Genomic DNA, 22,094 nt, shown 5'->3' on the forward strand with positions numbered 1-22,094 from the left:
CTCAGCTGACGCCGGGGCGTCCCTCGACGACCCACCAGGCCGCGTAGGGGCTGAGCCCGACCATGCCGTCGTCGCCGATGTGAATGTCGCGGTTCTCAATGGCATCGTGCGGGTGGTGGATGCCGGCCTCGGTGAAATGCCGGTACTCGAAGGGACGCCAGCTGTCGGTCACGTTGTACACGCAGAGCATCGGCCCGCTCGGGTGCGACCTCACCACGGCGAGCACTCCGGCGTCGGTGTGCATCAGCACCGTGCTGTCGGCCGCGGCGTGCAGCTGCGGCAGGGCAGCACGCACGCGGGCCAGGTGGGCCACCCCCTCGAACACCTTGCTGGCGCTGGTTGCCCGGTCGTGCCGTCGCTCGGCCCGCTGCCAGTCGAGGCGAGGCCGGTGGGCCCAACGGTTGTCGTCCTCGTGGCCTGGCTCGTCGGCCCAGTGTGGGTCGTTGGTCATGCCGAGCTCGTCACCGCTCCAGATCACCGGGATGCCTCCCCAGCCGCACACGATGGCGCTGGCGACGAACAGGCGGGCCAGAGCCGCATCGTCACCGGGCATGTCCCCTTCGGCAGAGAGGCCGAGCAAGGATGCCGCTGTGCCACTGATCCGCTTGTCGCCGGAGACGGGGTTGGCCTGGAAGACCAGCCCGTCGGCCCATGAGCCCGGGTACTCGCCGGCATACCATTCGGAGAGGAAGCGTCGGTGGGCGTAGCCCTCGAGCCCGACGGCCCGGGCGTCACCGTCGTCGATCGCCCAGCCGATGTCGTCATGGCAGCGCAGGTAGCAGATCCAGGTGCCAGCGGGCGGGGTCGTCGGCAGTGCGGAGAGGGCCTGTCGTGTGAGCACGACGTTGCCCGTGGCGAGCATCGACCAGACCTGCACCATGAGGCTGTTGTGGTAGGCGAGATCGCTGACCCGGCCGGCGTGCTCGCCCTGACCGAGATACTGCACCAGGTCGCGTGGCCCGACGATGGCCTCCGCTTTGAAAACCGTTGCTGGGCAGGCGATCCGGGCGACGGCACGTAGCGCCTGCGTGAGGGCGTGCACCTCAGGTTGGTTCTGGCAGCTCGTGCCGAGGCGCTTCCAGGTGAAGGCGATGGCGTCGAGGCGCAGCACCTCGACGCCGAGGTTGGCGAGGAAGAGCACGATCTCGGCGAACTCGACGAGCACGTCGGGGTTGGCCCAGTTGAGGTCCCACTGCCACTCGTTGAAGGTCGTCCAGACCCAGCCGTCGACCTCGTCGTCATGCGTGAAGCTGCCGGGGGCGAAGTCGGGGAACACATCGGGCAGGGTGCGTTCGTACGCGTCGGGCGCGGTGCGGTCGGGGTAGATGTAGAAGTAGCGGCGATAGTGGTCATCTCCTGCCCGGGCTCGTTCGGCCCACTCGTGCTCACGGGCCACGTGGTTCAGCACGAGGTCGAGCACCAGCGAGATGCCTTGACCGCGTAGCGTGCGGGCCAGGTTTCGCAGGTCGTCGATTTCGCCGAGGTCCTCGCGAACGGTGCGATAGCTCTGCACGGCGTAGCCGCCGTCGTTGTCGCCCTCTCGAGGGCGCAGCAGCGGCATCAGGTGCAGGTAGTCGACACCCAGGTCGCGTAGGTAGTCGAGGTGCTCGGGCAGCCGAGCCAGGTTGTCACCGAACCGTTCGGTGTAACAGGCGTACCCGAACCTGGTCGGCTGTTGCAGCCAGTCGGGTGTGAGCAGCCGGCGTTGGTCAAGACGCCTCAGCTCGGGGTCGCGTTCGCGGAAGGCCTGGACTGCCCTCTCTGCGAGCCGCCCGACGAGCTCTTCGACGTCGATCTCGGGGTAGAGCACCGTCAGCGCGGCGACAAGATCGGGGGTCCAGCGCTCGAGCCGCAGCTCGATCGTCTCTCGTTCGTGATCACTCAGCTGGTTCAACACTGCCTGTACCGACTGCTTCGTCGGGCCCGCGAGAGGGTTCATGTGCTGATCCAACAGCACCGGTGCCCGACGGAGCGACATCCACTCCGACCGCTCACTCGAAGGGGCCCGGGTCTCCGGCGCCGACCCGGGTGACGACTGGGGCACCCTCTGACCAGTCGACCACCGTCGTGGGCTCGAGCCCGCACTCGCCCGAGTCGATGACGGCGTCGATCTCGTGGTCGAGCCGGTCCTTGATGAGCCAGCCCTCGGTCATCGGGTCGTCGTCGTCGGGCAGGATCAAGGTGCTCGAGAGGATCGGCTCGCCCAACGCGCTCAGCAGCTCGCGAACCACCGGGTGCTCGGGGATGCGCACGCCCACCGTCTTCTTCTTCGGATGCAGCAGTCGACGTGGCACCTCTCGGGTGGCCGGCAGGATGAAGGTGTACGGCCCTGGCGTCGCCGCCTTGATGGCTCGAAAGACCGAGTTGTCCAGCTGCACGAACTGGCCCAGCTGAGCGAAGTCGGCGCACACGAGCGTGTAGTGGTGCTTGTCGTCGAGATGCCGGATTCGCCGGATGCGGTCCTTGCCCTCGGGGTTGTCGAGCGAGCACCCCAGTGCGAAGCAGGAGTCGGTGGGGTAGGCGATCAGACCTCCCCCACGCAGGATGTCGACCACCTGGCCGATTGCTCTGGGCTGCGGGTCAACTGGATGCACGTCGAAGTACCTCGCCATGACCTCACCCTGCCATGCTGGGCCGATGAGTGCCGAGGATGTTGCGCCAGAAGTCGTCAATGCCCCCGATCTGGGTCGCTACGAGCTGCGTGACGCGGGCCGGCTGATCGGGCAGGCTCAGTACGTGGTCGTGCCCGTGGAGGGAGGCTCCGACCGGGTCGTCTTCTTCCACACCGAGGTCGACGAAACCTACGGCGGTCGCGGCCTTGCACAGGTGCTGGCGAGGTTTGCGCTCGACGACACCATCGCAGAGGGTCGAACCATCGTGGCGGTCTGCCCGTACATCGCGCGCTTCGTGGAGCATCACCCGGAGCCCTATGCCGCTTACGTGTCGAGAGCCACTCAGGCTGACCTCGCCGCGCTGCGCCACTGAGAGGGCCCGGCGGCGGCGTCACAGGGCCAGGTCGCGAACCAGGCCCCAGTTGTCGCACGGTTTGGTCGACGTGGGCCGGGAGGCCGAGCAGCGCGGCGGCTCGTCGGGCTCGACCAGCGCACCGGACGCCGGGTCTCGCACGAGGAGGCTGCCGTTGAGTCTCCAGACCCGACCCGGCACCTCACAGTCGCAGGTCGCGCCCTCGGCGCGCAGCCGTCGCTCGAGGGCCACGGCCCGCGGCGCACGCGAGAGGCGGTAGTGCTCCGCCCACGTGAACGACCCCAGGCAGGCTTGGGCGCCGACCATCCGCCGAAGGAAGCAGACGAGGCACTCCCCTGGCCGCACCGATGTGCCGAGCCGCTCGTCGAGGGGGCGACGGGTGAGGATGTGAACCACGTTGGACACTCGGGTGCTCCTGTCTGCAGAGGCCGGCACGGGCGAACCGTCCTTGCGACGAAGTCAAGCGCGACCACCCGGTCGAGAGAACCCGTCACCCGCGATCTGTGGACGGACCGCGGATGATCTGCGCGGGTGTGGACAAACTCCCGCGCCACGCCTGATGGATGCCGGCTCAGGCGCGCGACGAGCCGTGGAGCAGCTCGGCGAAGGGCGTCACATCGTCGAACGGGTCGGACGCGCGAACCTTCGACGCGCCCGTGATGAGTCCCGCGAACGACCGGCCGGCTCGCGTGATGCGATCACCGAGCAGACCGGCATCCTGGCTGCCCCAGTCGACTGACGCCGCGAACACTGCCACCGGCGCGACGAGAGCGCCGAGGTGGGCGAACAGCGGCCGTAGGGCGTGGTCGATGGCCAGCGAGTGGCGTGACGTGCCGCCCGTGGCGCCGAGCAGCACCGGCGTGTCGCGAAGTGCGTCGGCGGGCAGAACGTCGATGAGCATCTTGAACAGGCCGCTGAACGACGCGGCGTAGATCGGGGTCACGATGATGACGGCATCCGCCTCGGCGATCGCGTCGAGGCGCACCTGCAGCTCGGGTGAGGCGAACCCGGTGAGCACATGGTTGGTCAGGTCGTGGGCGACATCACGGACCTCGACGACCTCCACCACAACATCGTCGGTCGAGTCGTTGGTCTCGCGCACGGACCGCACGACCGCCTCGGTGAGGCGGTCGGCGAGCAGTCGCGTCGACGAGGGCTGGGTGAGGCCGGCGGTGATGACGGCGAGGTGGGAGGTGGTCATCGAGCGTTCTCCTTGACGGGTTCGGAGCTGCTGGTGGCGGCGAGCAGCGAGGCGTGGGTGGGCGCCTCGGGCACGTGAGCCGGCCGCAGGGCGTCGAACTCCTTGCGGAGCACTGGCACGACCTCCTCGCCGAGCAGGTCGAGCTGCTCGAGCACGGTCTTCAAGGGCAGCCCGGCGTGGTCGACGAGCCAGAGCTGACGCTGGTAGTCACCCGCGTACTCACGGAAGCCGAGCGTCTTGTCGATGACTTCCTGGGGGCTGCCGACGGTGAGCGGCGTCTGGCTGGTGAACTCCTCGAGCGAGGGCCCGTGGCCGTAGACCGGGGCGTTGTCGAAGTAGGGGCGGAACTCGCGAACGGCGTCCTGGCTGTTCTTGCGCATGAACACCTGCCCACCGAGGCCGACGATGGCCTGGTCGGCGCTGCCGTGACCGTAGTGCTCGAAGCGCCTGCGGTAGAGCGCCACCATCTGCTTGGTGTGGCTAGCCGGCCAGAAGATGTGGTTGGAGAAGAAGCCGTCGCCGTAGTAGGCGGCCTGCTCGGCGATCTCGGGGCTGCGGATCGACCCGTGCCACACGAACGGCGGGATGCCGTCGAGCGGGCGGGGCGTGGCCGTGAAGCCCTGGAGCGGGGTGCGGAACTGGCCGCTCCAGTTGACGACGTCCTCACGCCACAGCTGGTGCAGCAGCGCGTAGTTCTCGATCGCGAGCGGGATGCCGTCGCGGATGTCCTTGCCGAACCAGGGGTAGACCGGGCCGGTGTTGCCGCGACCCATCATCAGGTCGAGCCGCCCGTTGCTCAGGTGCTGCAGCGTCGCGTAGTCCTCGGCGATGCGTACCGGGTCGGTGGTGGTGATGAGGGTGGTCGAGGTCGACAGCAGGATCCGCTCGGTCTGGGCGGCGATGTAGGCCAGGGTCGTGGTGGGCGCCGACGGCACGAACGGCGGGTTGTGGTGCTCCCCCGTGGCGAAGACGTCGAGGCCGACCTCCTCCGCCTTCTTGGCGATCGCGACGGTGGCCGTGATGCGCTCGTGCTCGGTGGGTGTGGCTCCGGTCGTGGGGTCGGTGGTCACGTCGCCGACGGTGAAGATGCCGAACTGCATGTCTCTCAGCTCCTATGTGGTTAAGAATTCAACCATATAACCGTAGAGCATGGCTGGGCATTCCCGGTGGGTCGCCGGCCGACACCCCGCTGCGCCGATCCTCAGCCAGGGCGCCAGCGAACGGGGTCGCCTCTGACAGGGTGTCCCCATGGCACCTGTGCATCGTCTTGCGACCGCCGTCTGGCGACGCATCGGCGGGCGGTGGCAGTGGCGGCTGCTGCGTTGGCGGGAGGCCACCTTCCTGGTTGGCCTCACCGGCGTCGTGCTCGACGATGACGAACGGGTGCTCATACAGGTGCACCGCTACTGGATGGGCAACCCGTGCGGCCTGCCGTCGGGCTGGGCCTCTGTCGGCGAGACCTGGGAACAGGGCCTGGTCCGCGAGGTGCAGGAGGAGACCGGCCTCACGGTGACCGACGTTCGCGTCGTGCGGGTAACCCCGGTAGCCGCCGCCCGGCGTGGCCCCCGCATCGAGGTGCTGCTCGCGGCTCGGGCTCCGGCGCCCGCGGTTCCTCGGCCCGACGGCACCGAGGTGCTGGCTGCCGAGTTCGTCGACGTCGCCGAGGCGCGCCGCCGGCTGCGCCCGGAGCACCTGGGGCTGATCGACCTCGTTGTGACATCCTGACGCGGTGAGCGCCGAGATCTCCCCGAAGGACAGGTTCATCACCGTCTACGGCCGAAACCCGGTGCACGAGGTGCTGCTCGACGATGACCTGCACGTCGACAAGGTCGTCATCGCCGAGGGCGCGAGGGGCAGCGGCATCCGGGAGATCCGCCAGGCAGCGCGTCGCCGGGGCGTCGACGTGCAGGAGGCGAGCGCCGAACGCGTCAAGAAGCTGGCCGGCAACGGGCGGCAGGACCAGGGCGTCTTCGCCGACGTGGTGGCCCCCCGCATGCTTCCTCTCGACGTCGCGCTCGAGCAGCAGACGATGCGCACCGTGCTCGTGCTCGACGGCATCACCACACCGGCCAACGTCGGGATGATCCTTCGCTCGGCCACCGCGGCCGGCATCGACGGCATCGTCGTGCCGCGCCGGGGCGTGGCCTCGCTCGACCCGCTGGTGGTCAAGGCCTCGGCCGGGGTGGCCTTCCGCGCCCCCATCGTCAAGGCGTTCACCGCCGCCGAGGCCGTGGCCGAGCTGAAGGCGAGCGGGTTCCACGTCGTCGGGCTCGATGCCTCGGGCGACGACGACCTCTTCTCGGCACATTTGCCCGAACCGGTGGCCTTCGTGCTCGGCAGCGAGAGCGACGGCCTCGGCCCCGAGGTGGCCGCCCTGGTCGACACCTGGGTCTCGATCCCCATGGCGGCAGGGGTCGAGTCGCTCAACGTGTCGGCGGCGGCCGCCGTCGTCTGCTTCGAGCTGGTGCGCCGGGCCAGACTCTGACCGATGCGGTGCGGCCTCGTTGACGGGTGGGGTCAGCACCGTCTCGCTACCGCGCCGCACTCCGCAACACACCGAGTAGTCCTCAACCCACCGGGCAGCTACTCGGTGTGTTCACGATTGCTCGGTGTGTTGGGAAGGGGTCTCGGGCCCAGGAGGTCCGGAGGGCGAGGTTCGGTTCAGCGAACGTGCATGGTGCCGCTACCGACCTCGACCACCCGGCCCGCCACGTGGATGCCACCGTCGTCGTCGACGGTCAGTATCAGTCGCGAGGGTCGACCCACTGCCGCGCCCTGTGACACCTCGAGTCGGATGCCGCTGACCCCCTCACCGACGAGCCAACCGCCCAGGTTGGAGCAGGCCGAGCCGGTGGCGGGGTCCTCGTCGAGCGAGCCGCCGCTGGCCGCGAACAGACGAGCCTCAACGGTCGCCTCACCGGTGTAGGCCCAGACGTACACGTGCGGCGCCGGGCCGACATCGCCAAGGTGCTGGTACATCAACGAGACGTCGGGCGAGCAGGCCCGCACTGCTTCGGCGCTCTCGAGCCGAACGATGGCCTGCTCCACCCCTACGTTCACCAACCTGGTGCCACCGGCCGCGACGGCCTCAACCGGTAGCCCCAGCGTGCGGGCCAGTTCGTCGCGGGTGACCGAGGGGCTGCGAAAGCTCGGCGTGCCTGCGCTCAGGCGCCAGGTCTGGTCGACCCGGCGCACCGGGATCCGACCCGCAGGCATCGAGAGCGAGACGGCATCGGGCAGGGCGGCTCTCGAGCCGAGCTCTGACGAGTCGACCAGGCTGCCGATCAGGCCGGCCACGACGTGCGCTGTGCCGAGGGTGGGGTGTCCGGCGAAAGGCATCTCGTACGACGGTGTGAAGATGCGCACCTGCGCCGAGCGGGTGTCCCGGTCGACCGCCGTGACGAACGTCGTCTCGCTGAGGTTGAGCTGCCGGGCCCACGACTGCATCTGGGCACCCGACAGCTCTGCGGCATCCGGGAAGACGGCGAGGGGGTTGCCCGAGAACGGGTCACCCTCGATGCCGAAGACGTTGAGCAGGCGGAACGGCAGGTCCATGACGTCAGTGTGCCTGCTCGGCTCGCGAAGTCGGCCGCCCCAACACCCTTGACCGCCGTGAACGCACGAGACGACAGTGCAGTCATCCAGCCTGTCAGTGGGGAGCGGCTGTGCGCGTGGGTGCGGTCCAGGCCGGTCTTCGACGCTGAAGGCGCGTCGTGCTCTTGAGGCGGGCATCCCACGGTTCGCGACCTCGGCAGCCGCGGCCGGATCATGCTCGACCTGCGCGAAGATTGTGCGCGGGACCTGACGGTCGGCCCGACCCTGATCGTGTCGGGCCCCGCTCACGACCCCGGGAGGGCACTGCCGCTTCCTCGGTGCTGAAGGTGCTGAAGGTGCTGAAGGTGCTGAAGGTGCGACCGTCGAGGACGTCCTCACCGAGGTCGCACGGCACGCGGCGGCCGGGGTGGATGTCATCAAGATCGTGGCCACCGGCGGTCAGGTCACGCCGGGGTCGGCACCCGGCGACACCCAGTTCGGGGCGCAGGAGCTGAAGGCGGTGGTCGCGGCGGCCCGCGGAGTCGGCCTGCCGGTCGCTGCGCACGCGCACGGCCTAGGAGGGGTGGCCGCCGCGGTGGCGGCTGGTCGACACCGACACCGACATCGACACCTACGCGATCCGGCGGCCTCTTCTCGTGCTGCGAGCCGGGGCCGAGGTCAGCAGACGCTGCTGACCGGTTCCTAGGGGGTAGTCCACTGGGCTGGCCGGTCTGGCATCGCCCTCACAACACGCGACCACTAGATTGGCGACATGGCCAAACCCGACGGCGTCGTTCCCGGCAACATCTACCTGTTTCGGCACGGTGAGACGGAGTGGTCTCTGAGCGGCCAGCACACCGGCACCACCGACCTGCCGCTGCTGCCGGAAGGCGAGCAGGCGGCTCGTGAGCTCGCCGACGTGCTGAAGAACCACCATTTCGAGCGAGTGCTCGTCTCGCCCCTGCAGCGCGCCAAGCGCACGGCTGAGCTCGCAGGCCTGGGTGACTTCGAGATCGAGCCGCTGCTTCGCGAGTGGGACTACGGCGCCTATGAGGGCATCACCACCAAAGAGATCAGCGCCCGGATCGGTCACCCGTGGGAGGTCTTCGTCGACGGCGTCGTAGCCGGAGACACCCCTGGCGAGACCATCGACGAGGTGAGCCATCGGGCTCAGCAGGTGATCGACAAGGTGTGGCCTGACCTCTCGAACGGCGACGTCGCCCTCTTCGGCCATGGCCACTCGCTACGGGTGCTCACCGCGGCCTACCTGCGGATCGGCCCACGGTTCGGCAGCCAGCTGGTTCTCGACGCCGGCTCGATGAGCGTGCTGACCCACCACCGCAACACCCGTTGCATCGGGATGTACAACCTCTCGCCGTGGCGCCTCATGCAAGACTTCTGACACGCAAGCAACGGCTTCAGGCCCCAGCGGGCTCGGCTCCTCTCGGGGCCGGAGCCCGCCGGTGTGTTCGGCTCAGTCGCGGGGCAGGTCCCAGTTGTGCACCGGCTCGTTGGCGCTCATGCCCTCGATGTAGTGCCGCAGCATCTCGCGCAGGGCCTTGTCGCGGGTCAGCCCGCGGGCCTCGAGACGCTCGACGCACGCGGTCTGCCACGAGGCGCCGTTGACGCCCTTGAGGCAGCGCTGCTCGATGATCGTCAGGAACCGGTCGCGCACGGCCTGCGAGACCCCCCACTTCTCGAGGCCTTCGTGCGCCATCGGCAGCAACCGGCGCAGCACGAGCTCGCTCGCCGCGACGTCGCCGAAGCCGGGCCAGTAGGCGCGTGCGTCGATGCCGAGCCTGGCCCCCTCCTCGAAGTTGGCCTCGGCGGCTGAGAAGCTCATCCGGGTCCAGACGGGGCGGTCCTCCTCGGCCAGCACGCGCATGGCGCCGTAGTAGAAGGCGGCGTTGGCCATGACGTCGGCGATGCTGGGCCCGGCCGGCAGCGTGCGGTTCTCGACCCGCAGATGCGGCTTGCCACCGGCGGTGTCGTAGATGGGCCGGTTCCAGCGGTAGACGGTGCCGTTGTGCAGCCGCAGCTCCTTCAGCTCGGGCACCTCGCCGCGCTCGAAGACCTCCTCCGGGTTCTCTTCGTACAGCTCGGGAAGCAGCGCCGGGAAGTAGCGCACGTTCTCTTCGAAGAGGTCGAAGATCGAGGTGATCCACCGCTCGCCGAACCACACGCGCGGTCGCACGCCCTGGTTCTTCAGCTCGACCGAGCGGGTGTCGGTGGCCTGGGTGAACAACGGGATGCGGGTCTCGGCCCAGAGGCGCTGGCCCAGGAAGAACGGCGAGTTTGCGCCGAGCGCGAGCTGCGGGCCGGCGAGCACCTGCGCGGCGTTCCAGTGGTCGGCGAACCGGTCGGGGTGCACCTGCAGGTGCAGCTGGATCGAGGTGCAGGCCGACTCGGGTGCAAGCGAGTCGGAGTAGCGGGCGATCCGCTCCCCCGTCGGCCCCTCGAGCTCGAGCCAGACGTCTTCACCGCGGGCATCGAGCACCGCGTTGTTCAGCGCGGCGTAGCGGATGTTCTCGCTGATCCAGTCGCCCTCGAAGTGCTCGGGCATCACGGTCGGCAGGATGCCGATGGCGACGATGCCGGTGTGCAGCTCGGCGGCCCGGGCCGAGGCCTGGTTGAGCGAGGTGCGCAACAGCTCTTCCAGCTCGAGGGCCGAGTCGCCGGGCAACGGGCGCGGCGGCACGTTCAGCTCGATGTTGTAGCGAGCCAGCTCGGTCTGGAAGTCCTCGTCGGCGATCTGCTCGAGGATGAGCTTGTTGTCAAGCTTCGGGCCGAGGTCCTCGGACACCAGGTTGAGCTCGACCTCGATGCCGGTCATCGGCTTGTCGAACTCGAACTGGCTCTGGCTCAGCATCCTTTCGAACACGTCAAGGTCACGTCTGACCTTCTCTCGGTACTGCTGGCGCTGTTCGCGCGTGTACCTGGCCTGCTCGACGTCGGCTCCCACGTGCTGAGACAACCACACTCGGGGCTCGGACGCGAGACCCGAGCCCCGGGTGTTCAGCCCTCGAACGCCGCGGGCAGCGGCTCGGGCCGATGAGCGAGCACGGATCAGCTCTCGAAAGCCTCCGGCGGGGGGCACGAGCACACCAGGTTGCGGTCGCCGAAGGCCCCGTCGATGCGGCTCACCGGCGGCCAGTACTTGTCGGGGGCCGCGACGCCGACCGGGAATGCGGCATCCGTGCGCTCGTAGACGTGGTCCCAGGCACTGGCCACGTTGAGCGCGGTGTGCGGAGCGTGCCGCAGCATGCTCTGAGCCACCTCGACGTCCCCCTTGTGCACCGCCTCGATCTCGTCGCGGATGGCGACCATGGCGTCGCAGAACCGGTCGAGCTCGTAGAGGTTCTCCGACTCGGTCGGCTCGACCATCAGGGTGCCCGCGACGGGGAAGCTCATGGTCGGGGCGTGGAAGCCGTAGTCGACGAGGCGCTTGGCCACGTCGTCGACGGTCACGCCCGTCTCGGCCGTGATCGCCCGCAGGTCGAGGATGCACTCGTGCGCCACGAGGTCGTCGTTGCCGGAGTAGAGCACCGGGTAGTGCTGGCGCAGCCGGGCCGCGATGTAGTTCGCGCCCAGCACGGCCATCTGGGTGGCATAGGTCAGGCCCGCGCCGCCCATCAGCCGCACGTAGGCCCAGGAGATCGGCAGGATGCTCGCTGACCCGAACGGGGCCCCGGAGACGGGGCCGACACCGGTCGCGGGGCCGGCTTCGGGCGCAAGAGGGTGGTTGGGCAGATGGGGGGCGAGGTGGGCGCGAACGCCGACCGGCCCGACGCCCGGTCCGCCACCGCCGTGCGGGATGCAGAACGTCTTGTGCAGGTTGAGGTGGCTGACGTCGGCGCCGAACTTGCCCGGCTGCGCAAGCCCGACGAGGGCGTTGAGGTTGGCGCCGTCGACGTAGACCTGGCCCCCGGCATCGTGCACCAGCCCGCAGAGCTCGGTGATGGTGTCCTCGTAGACCCCGTGGGTCGAGGGGTAGGTGACCATGATCGCGGCCAGGTTGTCGCGGTGGGTCTCGATCTTGGCCCGCAGGTCATCCATGTCGACCGTGCCGCCGGGCGCGGTCTTGACGACGACGACCTTGAGCCCGGCCATGACCGCGGAGGCGGCGTTCGTGCCGTGGGCGCTGGCGGGGATGAGACAGATTCGCCGATGACCCTCACCGCGCGACTCGTGGTAGGCGTGGATGGCGAGCAGGCCCGTGAACTCGCCCTGCGACCCGGCGTTCGGCTGCAACGAGACAGCGTCGTAGCCGGTGATCTCGCACAGCCAGTCAGCCAGCTCGTCGATGAGCGCACGGATGCCGGTCGTCTGGTCGGCCGGTGCGAACGGGTGGAGGTTCGCGAACTCGGGCCACGTCACCGCCTCCATCTCGGTGGTGGCGTTGAGCTTCATCGTGCACGAACCGAGCGGGATCATGCCGCGGTCGAGGGCGAAGTCGCGGTCGGAGAGTCGGCGCAGGTAGCGCAGCATGGCCGTCTCGGAGTGGTGCGAGTGGAAGACCGGGTGGGTCAGGAAGTCGGTCTCGCGCACCAATGACGCGGGGATGCCGCTGGGCTCTTCGCCTGCGCCTGCGCTCGCGGTCAGGTCATCGGGTTCGACCTCGACGCCCACGACCTCGAGGATCGAGACGACGGTCTGGGTGGTCGTCGTCTCGTCGAGGCTGAGCGAGACCCGGTCGGCATCGACGAGGCGTAGGTTGAAGCCGCGCTCGGCGAACCGGGCGACCAGCTCGTGCGCCCCGGCTGGGACGCGCACCGTGAGGGTGTCGAAGAACGTGTCGGTCTCGATCTCGTAGCCACCCGAGAGCAGTCCGCGACGCAGCGACGCGGTCAGGGCGTGCACGCGACGAGCGATGTCGGTCAGGCCCTGGGGGCCGTGCCAGACGGCGTACATGCTGGCCATGACCGCGAGCAGCACCTGGGCCGTGCAGATGTTCGACGTCGCCTTCTCGCGGCGGATGTGCTGCTCCCTGGTCTGCAGGGCAAGGCGGTAGGCCTGGTTGCCCTCGGCATCGACCGATACCCCGACCAGCCGGCCGGGCATGGAGCGTTCGAGCCCCTTGCGCACGGCGAGGTAGCCGGCGTGCGGCCCGCCGAAGCCCATCGACACTCCGAAACGCTGGGCCGAGCCGACCGCGATGTCGGCGCCCCACTGCTGGGGCGCGGCGATGAGGGTCAGGGCGAGCAGGTCGGCGCAGGCGGTGACCAGGGCGCCGGCCTCATGGGCGGCGGCGGCCAGGGCGGTGAAGTCATTGATCTCGCCCGACGCGGCCGGGTACTGCACGATCACCCCGACGACAGGGCGGCCACCGGCAGCAGCCGCGAGCTCGTCGGCGTTCGTGACCGACGCGAGGTCGGCCACGACGAGCGGCAGCTCGATCGCGCCCGCGCGGGTCTGCATCACGGCGATCGTCTGAGGAAAGACCTGTGCGTCGACGATCACAACGGCATCCGGCGACGCCTTGCTGGTGCGTCGCATCAGCGACATGGCCTCGGCGGCGGCGGTCGACTCGTCGAGCAGCGAAGACCCAGCCACGTCGAGGCCGGTGAGGTCGGTGACGACGGTCTGGAAGTTGAGCAGGGCCTCGAGCCGACCCTGCGAGATCTCGGGCTGGTACGGCGTGTACGCGGTGTACCAGGCGGGGTTCTCGAGCACGTTGCGTTTGACGACCGGCGGGGTGACGGTGCCGTAGTAGCCCAGCCCGATCAAGGACGTGAGCACCGTGTTGCGCGAGGCGAAGGCGCGCAGCTCGTCGATGACGGCACTTTCACTCGCGGCAGCCTCCAGCGCCAAGGGAGCCTGCGAACGGATCGCGCCCGGGATCGCCCGGTCACACATGGCCTCCAGGGTCGGCTGGCCGACGACCTCGAGCATGCGCGCCACGTCGGTGCCTCGCGGGCCGACGTGGCGCCCGACGAAGTCGGCGAAGGGGGCGGTGCGGACGGCCTGGTCGAACGACATACGCGCTCCTGCGAAGAGATGGGACGGGTTTGAGCGAGTCACTCACGCTCCCCGTCTGTCGCCACCGTGCGTAGGCACGGCCGTCTCCAGAGTTGCCTCCCCCACGTGGTCCGGGCGCCTGAGAGGTTCCGGGGATGTTGCCCCTTCGGCGCCTCGCAGGTGGTTCGTCGTTGAGAACCACCCCGAGGACTCTCCCACGTGGGGTTTGGTCGGCACCTTGAATCTACCAGTCCGGCGCCGCACCCCTGCTGCGCGTCGCGCGGCGCGACGCGCAGGAAGTGCTGGTTTTACGACACCATCTGCGCGACGCGCGGCGCGACGTGCAAGGAGTGCTGGTTTTACGACACCGTCTGCGCGACGCGCGGCGCGACGTGCAAGAAGTGCTGGATTTTCGACACCATCTGCGCGACGCGCTGCGCGACGCGCTGCGCGACGCGCAAGAAGTGCGGGTGGTCAGGCCAACCGGCGGGCGTGACGACGCGCCGTGAGCTCGTCGTCGGGGTGCTGCTCGGGAGGCTCCTCCTCGGCGCGCTCGCTCGGCAGCTGCGCCAAAGTGCCCTCGACCTCACGCCAGACGCGGCCGACGGCGATACCGAAGACGCCCTGACCGCCTTGGACCAGGTCGATGACCTCGTCGGCGGAAGTGCACTCGTAGACCGAGGCTCCGTCGCTCATCAGGGTGATCTGCGCCAGGTCATCGACTCCTCGCCCGCGAAGGTGAGTGATGGCCACCCGGATCTGCTGGAGGGACACGCCGGTGTCGAGCAGCCGCTTGACCACCTTGAGCACGAGGATGTCCTGGAAACCGTAGAGGCGCTGGGTGCCCGAGCCGGTTGCACTACGTACCGAGGGCTCGACCAGACCGGTTCGGGCCCAGTAGTCGAGCTGGCGGTAGGTGATTCCGGCCGCCTTGCATGCGGTCGGACCGCGGTAGCCGGCGTCGGGTGCGAGGTCGGGCAGGTCATCGGTGAACAACAGGCCCTGGGCGCCGAGCGGCACCGGCCGGCTCGTGCGCGGCTCCTCCAAAGCGGCCATGAGGGCTCCTCCTGCACTGGTCGCCTGCACACCTTCGCGCAGACCACATCCCGATAACTACAGCAACGTCGTTCTGGGTCGTTCTCACTGACGGTAGAGCGCCAGTCAGACTCCGTCAATCACCGGCGGGTCCACAGCCTGCGTGTCGAGTGCTGTTCGACAATGCTTGAAGTTCTAGTTCAAGGTTAAGGGTAATCCGGCCAAAAGGGACACTGCGGGCCGGCCGAGCCACCGGTGTCACGACGTCTGGCGGCCGGAAGGATCCTCGTCTGGCGTCTCCGGGTGCTCGAAGTCCTCGGCCGACACGTGGTCGAGGAACGCCTTGAACTTCTCCACCTCGTCGTCCTCGTCGGAAGAGACGACGATGGCAGCCTCGTCGAGGATGGCGGAGGCGACCAGAACCTTCGCCCCAGTACGCAGAGCCAGGGCGATCGCGTCAGAGGCACGCGAACCGATCTCGGCGGTGCCGTCGACGATCAGCGCGGCGTGGAAGACCGAGTCTCGCAGTGCCACGATGCGCACCTCGGTGAGCTCGTGGCCCAGCACGGCCAAGATGTCGCGCATCAGGTCGTGCGTCAACGGCCGGGGGGGCACCACCCCCTGTTGCGCATAGGTGATGGCTGCAGCTTCGGCAGCCCCGATCCAGATCGGAAGGTAACGCCGGCCCCCGTCACGTTCGCGCAACAGCACGATCGGCTGGTTCGTCGGCATCTCGACCCGCACACCCAGGACCTCGACCTCTTTCACTCCCCCACCGTACCCCGAGGCCCGGCCCTGACGACCGGGCCCATGGGCTCAGCCGCGGCTCAGACCCGAGCGGACCAGGGCGACGTGCAGCGCGATGCAGGCCGAGGCGATCTCGGCCGCCCGGTCGTCGTCGGAGCCATCATCTCGACGGGTGGCCAGAACCTGCTCGACGAGGCCCACCTCCCGGTCGGCTGCTGTACGAAAGGACCGCAGGTGGCGCGCTTCGAGCCCGTGTGAGGAGAGACTCTTCGCGGCCGCCGCGATCGCGAGGGCATCACCCGTGAAATGCCCACGGGAGTCGGCTTGCACGAGCCCGAAGTTCTCGAGCGCCACGAGGGTGTCTCGGTCGATGCCAGTGGCCTCCCGCAGCTCGGGCCCGGTGAGACTGACGCTTTGTCGCTGTCGCAGGCCGGCCCCGTCAGGCACCTGGGGATCGCTCGTCGGGGTCGGCGGGCGAGGCCTGCTGGTGCCGTCGTCAGGCTCGGTGAGGCCCCGGTCGAGGGCATCGAGCGCGTCGCGGATGACCTTGAGCGGCCAGAAGCGGTCTCGCTGCGCCGCCAGCACGTACTGCAGGCGCTCGAGGTCGGCGCTGGTGAAGGTGCGATACCCGGCTGCGGTGCGGCTCGGTGTCACCAGACCCTCCGCCTCGAGAAAGCGGATCTTGGATGCCGTGACGTCGGGAAACTCTGGCCGCAACCGGGCCAGCACCTTGCCGATCGTCAGTCGTTCGCCGATCGAGGGGCTGCTGCTTCTGGCACCGGGCTGCGACGTCATGTCGTGCTCATCTGAAGGGCACGTCGAGAACGGGAGGAGTCATCCCTGCGACACGGTGAGGTGATGGCCAGGCGCTCAGGCTGCGCCGTAGTAGACGAGGCGGAACTTGCCGACCTGTACTTCGTCACCGGTGTGCAGGGCAGACTCGTCGACCAGCTGCCGGTTGACGTAGGTTCCGTTGAGAGACCCGGCGTCACGCACCGCGTAGCTCGAAGCACCCTTGACGAACACGGCGTGCTTGCGAGAGACCGTCACGTCGTCGAGGAAGATATCGGAGTTCGGATGCCGGCCGGCCACGACCTCGGAGTCGTCGAGCAGGAACCGTGCCCCGGAGTTCGGGCCGCGGAGCACGACGAGCAACGCCGTGCCCGGGCGCAGTGCCTCGATCGTGGCCTGATCTTCGGCAGAGAGTCGGCCACCGTCGGGAGCCTCCGGCTGCTCCTGGGCAGGAACACCCTGGAACCGCATCGTGCTGGGGTCGACCGTGCTCGTGCGGTCGGAGTCGAGCGGATGAGCCAGCTCGGGGCGCTGGTCGGGTTCGTGCTGCTCGTGTCGTGGGTCGGACTCGGGCGGCTGGCTCGACATGCGCTCCTCCTCGGACGGATCAGGCTGTAGTTGTTGGTGTGTTATCACTCTAGTTCACCCGACTGACGTCGCTCCCACCGTGCGGTGGCAGACGACGGGCCGAGGCGCGTTCCCGCTCCGCGGCTGACCGCTGGGCGCTGCGGCGTAGGGTGCCGGACCGGTCAGGTCAACGAGGCCTGGTAGGTCTCGGAGTCCATGAGGGCCTCGAGCGCAGAGCTGTCTGCCAGCTTCATCTCGAACATCCACCCCTCGCCGTAGGGGTCGGAGTTGATCAGCTCGGGAGTGGCGTCGAGAGCGGGGTTGACGGCCGTGACCTCGCCTTCGAGAGGCGCGTAGACGTCGCTGACCGACTTGGTCGACTCGACCTCACCACAGGCGTCGCCGACCGCCACCGTCTCGCCCGCCGCGGGCAGCGACACGTAGACGACGTCGCCGAGGGCGTCCTGTGCGAAGGCGGTGATCCCGATGCGCACCATTCCGTCTGCACCGACACGGATCCACTCGTGGTCGGTCGTGTAACGCAGGTCGTCGGGGTAGTCGAGGTCGCTCATGTCGCTCCTGTGGATCTGCCACCGGACGGGTCGGACGCCAAGGCGCCGCGGAGCCGATGGGAACTGAGGGGGTGGGCCGGCCGTCGACTGCACCGACCGGCAGTTGGCAAGGATGCCATGAGTCGAGCACTCGTGCGCCCTCAGGGCCCAATTTCTGTCATCGTGCCGTCGCTCACCCCCACGGCCGCGGTCTGCGGCGTTCGCGCCTCAGGGGACGGGCTTGGCGTGGGTCATCGGCGTCGGTGTGTGCAAGGAGGTGATCTGCAGCGTGCTCTGCTCTGCGATCGAGGCCGATGCGCCCTTCTGGCGCACGGTCTCGACGATGCCCCCTGGGATCGACATCGCCGACGCGAGCGTCTTCCGGTCACCGATGGCTTTGATCACCACCGGACGCGCCACCCCGGCCCCGTCGACCGTGAGGGTGCCGTCGTTGTCGCCGACGAACGTCGAGGCGACCACCCGCACGCCGCCGATGTCGATCGCCTCCGCACCGGCGTCCCGCAGCTCTTGGATCACGTCGAGGATGATCGGGCCCGTGACCGCACGATCTGGGTCACGGATCGTGAGCACGATGCCGGGTCCCTGCGCTCCGATGGTGCCGGCCAGGATGCCGAGGGTGTCGACCCGCTTCGTCGCCTGGTCGATGGCCTCGCTGCCGGTTCCGACGCCACTCTTGAGTCGGTCACGTGTCGCTTCGAGCTCGCGCACCTGCTGGTCGAGGCGCGACGCCCGCAGAGAGACGTCGTCGAGCACCCGGATGAGGTCGCTCTGGCTGAGCTGACCCAGGTCGCGGTCGTTCGTCAGCTTCACCTGGGCCGCGATGGCGCCGCCCAGGGCGATCGCCAGCACCGCCGCCAGCGCGTTCGCCCGGGTGGCTCGTGGACGTCCGATGCGCAGCAGCCGCCGCCAGGCTGCGGCCCCCTCGACCGAACCCGAGCTCGTTCGTTGCTTCGGCGGCTTCGGCGGCTGAGCGCCGTCGCCGCGATCCGAGCGCTCGGGCCGCTCGTTCGTGGGGTGCTCGGCAGGGGAGGTCATCGACTAGGCCTTGAACAGGTGTCGCCGGATCGAGGCGACGTTGGAGAAGATCCGGATGCCGAGCACGACCACGACCCCGGTTGAGAGCTGCGCGCCGACGCCGAGCTGGTCGCCGAGGAAGACGATGAAAGCCGCGACGACGACGTTCGAGAGGAACGAGACCACGAAGACCTTGTCGTTGAAGATGCCGTCGAGCACGGCGCGCACAGCGCCGAAGACGGCATCCAGAGCGGCGATCACGGCAATGGGTAGGTAGGGCTGGAGCCAGATCGGCACGGACGGGTCGAGCAGCAGGCCCACCACCAGGCCGACGACGAGACCAAGAACGGGGATCATGGTGTTTCAGCTCCTGTGGGGACGCCCTGTGCCGCGGGTGATGTGGTAGGTGGGGTGGTGGGTGCTGACGTCGCCGTCGACACCGAGGGCGCCCCGGCATTGCCGAGCGGCGCTCCGAGCGGCTCCGCCACGAAGAGTCGGGCACCGGGGTCGCCCGGCACGCTCAGGCTGTCGCCCGCGCTCAGGTCTGACTGGATGCCGAACTCCTTGGTCAGCTGGGCAAGGTAGACGCCGCCGAACGACGGCTCGAACCGGGCTCGCAGCGTGTCGGGGTCGCCGAGCGCCGTCACGGTGTAGGGGCGGGTGAGCGGCCGGAAGTCGACGATGACCGCCTGCCCGGCGAACCGGATCGCCGACGTCGAAGTGAGCCGGTGGCCGTTGATGCCGACGGCCTCGGCGCCCGCCGCCCACAGGCCGTTGACGACGACCTGCAGGTCTGCCGAGCTCACCCGACCAGCCTCGAACCCCCCGGTCGGGCGGTTGCCGGCATCGGCGTTGCCCCCCGACGACACGGCATCGTCAAGCGTGAGGGTGAGCCCAGGGCCGGTGACCGCGACGATGCCGGCCTGCCGTTCGAGCGTGTTGATCTTGGCGGTGAGATCGCTGCCCCCGGCTTGGGCCAGCTCGAGGGCCTCGAGGTCGTGCACCTGACGGGTGAGCGCGACGATGTTGGCCTCCTGAGTGGCGCCGTGGGTCTGTAGACCTTCGATACGGCTCACCAGCTCACTCTTGACCGTCGCGGCCGCCGTCGGTTTCGGACGCAGCGACTGGGCCGCCACGGCAAAGAGAAAACCGGTGATGATCGCCATCACTACGACGATCACGGTGCGGGTGGAGGTGGCCGCGGGTAGACCACCAGCCGTGCGTCGATCGGCGGCCTCTTGGTACCCGGGCTCGAGGGGTCGCTCGAGCACCGCGGTGATCAGCGTCATCGACGCGTCGGGTCGCGGCTTCGCGCTTCCGTTCCCGCCGGTCCCGCCGTTGTCGTCGCTACCGAGGTTCCGGTCATCGCCGGGGCTGCGCACCGGCTCGCTCATGTGCTCGCCCGGCGGGTGCGACCAAGCACAGCCTTGGCCTGCACCGCGTAGAGCACCACCGACAACCAGTACAGCGAGACGCCCCACCAGGCGAACCCCCACCCGATGGGTCGGGCGAGCTCGCCGATCCAGTCATCGCGATGCGCGAGAAGCAGCATCGGGAAGGCATACAGCAGGTTGAAGGTCGCGGCCTTGCCCACGAAGTGCACTGGCAGTCCGGTCTGGCCGCGGCCGCGCAGGTAGAGCAGCATGACGGCCATCACCGCCTCACGGGCCAGGAGGGCGACCACCAGCCAGACCGGGATGATGTCGCGCCAGACCAGACCGAGCATCGTGGTGAGGATGTACAACCGGTCGGCGATCGGGTCGAGGAAGGCGCCGACGCGCGACTCCATGTTGAAGGCTCGGGCGATCTTGCCGTCGAGGTAGTCGGTGATCCCCGACAGCATCAGGATCACGAGCGCCAGCAGGTCTCGCTCGTCAAGGATGGCCCAGAGGAAGACGGGCACCCCGAGCAGCCTCAGGGTCGAGAGCGCGTTGGGCAGAGTGAGCACGCGTTCCGACGCGCCAGCCGGTTCGGCGGCCTCTGCCTGGTCCTCGTTCACGCGCCGAGCCTAGCCGCCGCCCGGCGAGCGGAGCTCATCGGCGAGTCCGTCGTGGCCCACGCCCGGGCGACCTTGGTCATCCGGGCAAGGGTCATCGTCATCCCAGCGCCGACACCCCTGTCGACACCCGCGTCGACACCTCTCGACGCCGCCGTCGACGCCGCTGTCGACACCGCCGTCGACATCGACCACGACACCTCGGTCGACCGGAGTGGTCAGTCGCGACCGGCTCTGGGTCGGTAGGGCGACGGCCCCGCCAGCACCACGACGTAGCCGTCGGGGTCGCGCAACCAGACCTCCAGCTGGCCAGCATTGGGATTCCGCTCGACGTCACGCACGATGGGTGGGTCGAGCTCGGTCACGCGCGCCGACGCCGCCTCGAAGTCGTCGACCTCGAACCAGAGCAGGATGCCGTTCCCCAGGGGGACAGCGGCATCCGCGAGCCGACCGTGGTGGTCCTCGACGTCGATGCGGTGCAGCTGCAGCACCAGCTCGCCGTCGCAGGTGACCTGTTCGTACTCCTCGCCACCGTGACCGCTCTCGCCGCCCAGCAGGCTGCAGTAGAAGGCGCTCGAGGCCTCGACATCGGTGACCACGACCAACGGCTGGGTCCAGACCCGTGAGCTCATCCATCGACGCTAGCCCGGCGTCAGCTCGCCGGCTTGGACGAACGCGCACCCGCCTCGACCAGCGCGATTGAGTCGTGTGACCGATGCCCACCACCGCAGACCGGCGCACGATGAGCGATGCAGGTGCCACCTCCGGCCGCGCGCCCTCGATCCGTGAGGGCGACCCACGACAACCAGATCGGGAGCCTCTCATGGCCCACAACCGTCTTCCCGTCGTCTTCATCCACGGCCTCTGGCTGCACGCCACCTCGTGGCAGCCCTGGGCCGAGCTGTTCACGGAGCACGGCTACGAACCCCACCTGGCGGACTGGCCCGGCGAGCGTCCGACGGTCGCCGAGACGCGGGAGCATGGCGACGACATGGCCGACCGCGGTATCGACGACGTCTTCGCGCACCTGGTCGAGCTCATCAACAGCCTCGACCAGAAGCCGGTGCTGATCGGCCACTCCTTCGGAGGCCTGCTCGTCGAGAAGCTGCTCGGCGAGAACCACGGCACCGGTGGCATCGCGATCGACGCCGCCCAGATCAAGGGCGTGCTGCCGCTGCCGCTGTCGTCGCTGCGGGCGACTCTTCCCGTCTTCAAGAACCCCGCCAACCGGCACCGCGTCGTGTCACTCACCGCCGACCAGTTCGCCTTCGCGTTCGGCAATGCCCTGCCACGAGAGGAGTCGGACCGGCTGTACGAGGCGTGGACGATTCCGTCACCGGGTCGGCCGCTCTTCGAGGCGGCCGCCGCGAACTTCTCGCTGCACTCTCCGGCGAAGGTCGCGACCGACAACGCCGACCGGGGCCCGTTGCTGCTCATCATGGGCGGCGAGGACCACACCGTTCCCGAGGCGATCACCAGATCGACCCTCAAGCAGTACCGCGGCTCCCCCGCCGTGACCGACCTCGTCGAGTTCGCGGGCCGGGGTCACTCGCTCACCGTCGACGGTGCCTGGCGGCTCGTGGCGGAGTCCTGCCTGTCGTGGTTGGACGCCCAGGAGCTGTGACCCCTGTTCTTCGCCCCGCGGCCTGACGCGGTCTCTACGAGCCTTCGCCCTCAGCAGCGGGTGGCGCCC

25 protein-coding genes, 1 pseudogene and 1 riboswitch are annotated in these 22,094 nt (G+C 69.0%); of the genes and pseudogenes, 8 read left to right on the top strand and 18 right to left on the bottom strand.

All coding sequences use genetic code 11. The features are described 5' to 3' along the window. Position 1: 1 nt before the first annotated feature. Together BA895_RS06780 and BA895_RS06785 are read right to left on the bottom strand one after the other, a co-directional pair. The gene (locus BA895_RS06780) at positions 2–1,939 is read right to left on the bottom strand and encodes an alpha-amylase family protein (protein WP_070191199.1); all 1,938 of its coding nucleotides are present in this window, start codon (positions 1,937–1,939) and stop codon (positions 2–4) included. Between the two features lie 52 nt (positions 1,940–1,991). Then, positions 1,992–2,612: an L-threonylcarbamoyladenylate synthase gene (locus BA895_RS06785; protein WP_070191143.1), complete on the bottom strand. Its 621-nt coding sequence runs from the start codon at positions 2,610–2,612 to the stop codon at positions 1,992–1,994. Between the two features lie 25 nt (positions 2,613–2,637). Here BA895_RS06785 and BA895_RS06790 point away from each other — a divergent pair, with 25 nt between their 5' ends. Then, positions 2,638–2,985: a GNAT family N-acetyltransferase gene (locus BA895_RS06790; RefSeq protein ID WP_070191144.1), complete on the top strand. Its 348-nt coding sequence runs from the start codon at positions 2,638–2,640 to the stop codon at positions 2,983–2,985. A gap of 18 nt (positions 2,986–3,003) precedes the next feature. Here the strand turns inward: BA895_RS06790 and BA895_RS06795 are convergent, their stop codons facing one another. The 3 genes from BA895_RS06795 to BA895_RS06805 all read right to left on the bottom strand — a co-directional run bounded on the left by BA895_RS06795 (position 3,004) and on the right by BA895_RS06805 (position 5,286). Continuing rightward, the gene (locus BA895_RS06795) at positions 3,004–3,390 is read right to left on the bottom strand and encodes a DUF2695 domain-containing protein (RefSeq protein ID WP_070191145.1); all 387 of its coding nucleotides are present in this window, start codon (positions 3,388–3,390) and stop codon (positions 3,004–3,006) included. Between the two features lie 166 nt (positions 3,391–3,556). Next, complete coding sequence (locus tag BA895_RS06800; RefSeq protein WP_070191146.1) at positions 3,557–4,186, bottom strand: CE1759 family FMN reductase; 630 nt, start codon at positions 4,184–4,186, stop codon at positions 3,557–3,559. Beyond that, a complete protein-coding gene (locus tag BA895_RS06805; protein WP_070191147.1) occupies positions 4,183–5,286 on the bottom strand; it encodes an LLM class flavin-dependent oxidoreductase in 1,104 nt (367 codons plus the stop codon). Before BA895_RS06805 ends, BA895_RS06800 begins: the two co-directional genes overlap by 4 nt. Positions 5,287–5,434: 148 nt before the next feature. Here BA895_RS06805 and BA895_RS06810 point away from each other — a divergent pair, with 148 nt between their 5' ends. Next, positions 5,435–5,911, top strand: a complete 477-nt coding sequence (locus tag BA895_RS06810; protein ID WP_070191148.1) for an NUDIX hydrolase — start codon at positions 5,435–5,437, stop codon at positions 5,909–5,911. Positions 5,912–5,915: 4 nt separating this feature from the next. Then, complete coding sequence (locus BA895_RS06815; RefSeq protein WP_070191149.1) at positions 5,916–6,671, top strand: RNA methyltransferase; 756 nt, start codon at positions 5,916–5,918, stop codon at positions 6,669–6,671. A gap of 176 nt (positions 6,672–6,847) precedes the next feature. Here BA895_RS06815 and BA895_RS06820 read toward each other — a convergent pair whose 3' ends face one another. Further along, complete coding sequence (locus tag BA895_RS06820; protein ID WP_070191150.1) at positions 6,848–7,741, bottom strand: PhzF family phenazine biosynthesis protein; 894 nt, start codon at positions 7,739–7,741, stop codon at positions 6,848–6,850. Between the two features lie 376 nt (positions 7,742–8,117). Here BA895_RS06820 and BA895_RS06825 point away from each other — a divergent pair. Then, positions 8,118–8,426, top strand: a pseudogene (locus BA895_RS06825) (amidohydrolase family protein); the annotation flags it as partial. A gap of 66 nt (positions 8,427–8,492) precedes the next feature. Next, positions 8,493–9,122, top strand: a complete 630-nt coding sequence (locus BA895_RS06830) for a histidine phosphatase family protein (protein WP_070191152.1) — start codon at positions 8,493–8,495, stop codon at positions 9,120–9,122. Between the two features lie 72 nt (positions 9,123–9,194). Here BA895_RS06830 and BA895_RS06835 read toward each other — a convergent pair whose 3' ends face one another. Together BA895_RS06835 and gcvP are read right to left on the bottom strand one after the other, a co-directional pair. Further along, a complete protein-coding gene (locus BA895_RS06835; protein ID WP_070191200.1) occupies positions 9,195–10,682 on the bottom strand; it encodes a glutamate--cysteine ligase in 1,488 nt (495 codons plus the stop codon). A 104-nt stretch (positions 10,683–10,786) separates the two neighbouring features. Then, complete coding sequence (gene gcvP / locus BA895_RS06840) at positions 10,787–13,699, bottom strand: aminomethyl-transferring glycine dehydrogenase (RefSeq protein ID WP_070191153.1); 2,913 nt, start codon at positions 13,697–13,699, stop codon at positions 10,787–10,789. A gap of 96 nt (positions 13,700–13,795) precedes the next feature. Further along, positions 13,796–13,906: riboswitch (glycine riboswitch) on the bottom strand. A 71-nt stretch (positions 13,907–13,977) separates the two neighbouring features. Here gcvP and BA895_RS23435 point away from each other — a divergent pair. Further along, the gene (locus BA895_RS23435; protein ID WP_139142536.1) at positions 13,978–14,187 is read left to right on the top strand and encodes a hypothetical protein; all 210 of its coding nucleotides are present in this window, start codon (positions 13,978–13,980) and stop codon (positions 14,185–14,187) included. Here BA895_RS23435 and BA895_RS06845 read toward each other — a convergent pair. From BA895_RS06845 to BA895_RS06885, 9 genes are all read right to left on the bottom strand, one after another. Then, positions 14,153–14,734: a MerR family transcriptional regulator gene (locus tag BA895_RS06845; protein ID WP_070191154.1), complete on the bottom strand. Its 582-nt coding sequence runs from the start codon at positions 14,732–14,734 to the stop codon at positions 14,153–14,155. The two genes, BA895_RS23435 and BA895_RS06845, sit on opposite strands and share 35 nt — an antisense overlap. A 237-nt stretch (positions 14,735–14,971) precedes the next feature. Beyond that, positions 14,972–15,481 carry a bifunctional nuclease family protein gene (locus BA895_RS06850; RefSeq protein ID WP_070191155.1) on the bottom strand — a complete coding sequence of 170 codons (510 nt, stop codon included), beginning with the start codon at positions 15,479–15,481 and terminating at the stop codon, positions 14,972–14,974. Positions 15,482–15,529: 48 nt separating this feature from the next. Continuing rightward, positions 15,530–16,255 (bottom strand): MerR family transcriptional regulator, encoded by a 726-nt coding sequence (locus BA895_RS06855; protein WP_070191156.1) that lies wholly within the window; start codon positions 16,253–16,255, stop codon positions 15,530–15,532. 75 nt (positions 16,256–16,330) lie between these two features. Next, on the bottom strand, positions 16,331–16,840 hold the full coding sequence (locus BA895_RS06860) for an FHA domain-containing protein (protein WP_083283063.1): 510 nt from the start codon (positions 16,838–16,840) through the stop codon (positions 16,331–16,333). A gap of 161 nt (positions 16,841–17,001) precedes the next feature. After that, complete coding sequence (gcvH, locus tag BA895_RS06865) at positions 17,002–17,391, bottom strand: glycine cleavage system protein GcvH (RefSeq protein ID WP_070191157.1); 390 nt, start codon at positions 17,389–17,391, stop codon at positions 17,002–17,004. Positions 17,392–17,598: 207 nt separating this feature from the next. Continuing rightward, the gene (locus BA895_RS06870; protein ID WP_083283064.1) at positions 17,599–18,426 is read right to left on the bottom strand and encodes a DUF881 domain-containing protein; all 828 of its coding nucleotides are present in this window, start codon (positions 18,424–18,426) and stop codon (positions 17,599–17,601) included. Positions 18,427–18,429: 3 nt separating this feature from the next. Further along, positions 18,430–18,762, bottom strand: a complete 333-nt coding sequence (locus BA895_RS06875; protein ID WP_070191158.1) for a small basic family protein — start codon at positions 18,760–18,762, stop codon at positions 18,430–18,432. Then, positions 18,759–19,799 carry a DUF881 domain-containing protein gene (locus tag BA895_RS06880; RefSeq protein WP_254666361.1) on the bottom strand — a complete coding sequence of 347 codons (1,041 nt, stop codon included), beginning with the start codon at positions 19,797–19,799 and terminating at the stop codon, positions 18,759–18,761. The genes BA895_RS06875 and BA895_RS06880 overlap by 4 nt, the downstream gene beginning before the upstream one ends. Then, positions 19,796–20,404 (bottom strand): CDP-alcohol phosphatidyltransferase family protein, encoded by a 609-nt coding sequence (locus BA895_RS06885; protein WP_070191159.1) that lies wholly within the window; start codon positions 20,402–20,404, stop codon positions 19,796–19,798. Before BA895_RS06885 ends, BA895_RS06880 begins: the two co-directional genes overlap by 4 nt. A gap of 51 nt (positions 20,405–20,455) precedes the next feature. Between BA895_RS06885 and BA895_RS06890 the strand changes: the two genes are divergently transcribed. Then, positions 20,456–20,647, top strand: coding sequence for a hypothetical protein (locus BA895_RS06890; protein ID WP_070191160.1), 192 nt, complete (start codon positions 20,456–20,458; stop codon positions 20,645–20,647). On the opposite strand, the gene BA895_RS06895 is transcribed toward BA895_RS06890, so the two are convergent. Then, on the bottom strand, positions 20,620–21,033 hold the full coding sequence (locus BA895_RS06895) for a VOC family protein (protein ID WP_070191161.1): 414 nt from the start codon (positions 21,031–21,033) through the stop codon (positions 20,620–20,622). The genes BA895_RS06890 and BA895_RS06895 overlap by 28 nt on opposite strands. Before the next feature lie 191 nt (positions 21,034–21,224). Here BA895_RS06895 and BA895_RS06900 point away from each other — a divergent pair, with 191 nt between their 5' ends. Then, positions 21,225–22,025, top strand: coding sequence for an alpha/beta hydrolase (locus BA895_RS06900; protein WP_070191203.1), 801 nt, complete (start codon positions 21,225–21,227; stop codon positions 22,023–22,025). The last annotated feature ends 69 nt before the right edge of the window (positions 22,026–22,094 follow it).

The organism is Humibacillus sp. DSM 29435, assembly GCF_001758225.1.
GTDB lineage: Bacteria > Actinomycetota > Actinomycetes > Actinomycetales > Dermatophilaceae > DSM-29435.

Bases quoted from the DNA above. Each gene is read 5' to 3' on its own strand.
- BA895_RS06820 (WP_070191150.1), bottom strand. From the start codon at position 7,741: ATGGACCTGCCGTTCCGCCTGCTCAACGTCTTCGGCATCGAGGGTGAC.
- BA895_RS06790 (WP_070191144.1), top strand. From the start codon at position 2,638: ATGAGTGCCGAGGATGTTGCGCCAGAAGTCGTCAATGCCCCCGATCTG.
- BA895_RS06800 (WP_070191146.1), bottom strand. From the start codon at position 4,186: ATGACCACCTCCCACCTCGCCGTCATCACCGCCGGCCTCACCCAGCCC.
- gcvH (WP_070191157.1), bottom strand. From the start codon at position 17,391: ATGAGCGACCTCGACTACCCCGACGACCTGCGTTACACGACCGACCAC.
- BA895_RS06780 (WP_070191199.1), bottom strand. From the start codon at position 1,939: ATGAACCCTCTCGCGGGCCCGACGAAGCAGTCGGTACAGGCAGTGTTG.
- BA895_RS06900 (WP_070191203.1), top strand. From the start codon at position 21,225: ATGGCCCACAACCGTCTTCCCGTCGTCTTCATCCACGGCCTCTGGCTG.
- BA895_RS06860 (WP_083283063.1), bottom strand. From the start codon at position 16,840: ATGTCGAGCCAGCCGCCCGAGTCCGACCCACGACACGAGCAGCACGAA.
- BA895_RS06845 (WP_070191154.1), bottom strand. From the start codon at position 14,734: ATGGCCGCTTTGGAGGAGCCGCGCACGAGCCGGCCGGTGCCGCTCGGC.
- BA895_RS06830 (WP_070191152.1), top strand. From the start codon at position 8,493: ATGGCCAAACCCGACGGCGTCGTTCCCGGCAACATCTACCTGTTTCGG.
- BA895_RS06785 (WP_070191143.1), bottom strand. From the start codon at position 2,612: ATGGCGAGGTACTTCGACGTGCATCCAGTTGACCCGCAGCCCAGAGCA.
- BA895_RS06895 (WP_070191161.1), bottom strand. From the start codon at position 21,033: ATGAGCTCACGGGTCTGGACCCAGCCGTTGGTCGTGGTCACCGATGTC.
- BA895_RS06880 (WP_254666361.1), bottom strand. From the start codon at position 19,799: ATGAGCGAGCCGGTGCGCAGCCCCGGCGATGACCGGAACCTCGGTAGC.
- BA895_RS06810 (WP_070191148.1), top strand. From the start codon at position 5,435: ATGGCACCTGTGCATCGTCTTGCGACCGCCGTCTGGCGACGCATCGGC.
- gcvP (WP_070191153.1), bottom strand. From the start codon at position 13,699: ATGTCGTTCGACCAGGCCGTCCGCACCGCCCCCTTCGCCGACTTCGTC.
- BA895_RS06870 (WP_083283064.1), bottom strand. From the start codon at position 18,426: ATGACCTCCCCTGCCGAGCACCCCACGAACGAGCGGCCCGAGCGCTCG.
- BA895_RS06875 (WP_070191158.1), bottom strand. From the start codon at position 18,762: ATGATCCCCGTTCTTGGTCTCGTCGTCGGCCTGGTGGTGGGCCTGCTG.
- BA895_RS06805 (WP_070191147.1), bottom strand. From the start codon at position 5,286: ATGCAGTTCGGCATCTTCACCGTCGGCGACGTGACCACCGACCCCACG.
- BA895_RS06855 (WP_070191156.1), bottom strand. From the start codon at position 16,255: ATGACGTCGCAGCCCGGTGCCAGAAGCAGCAGCCCCTCGATCGGCGAA.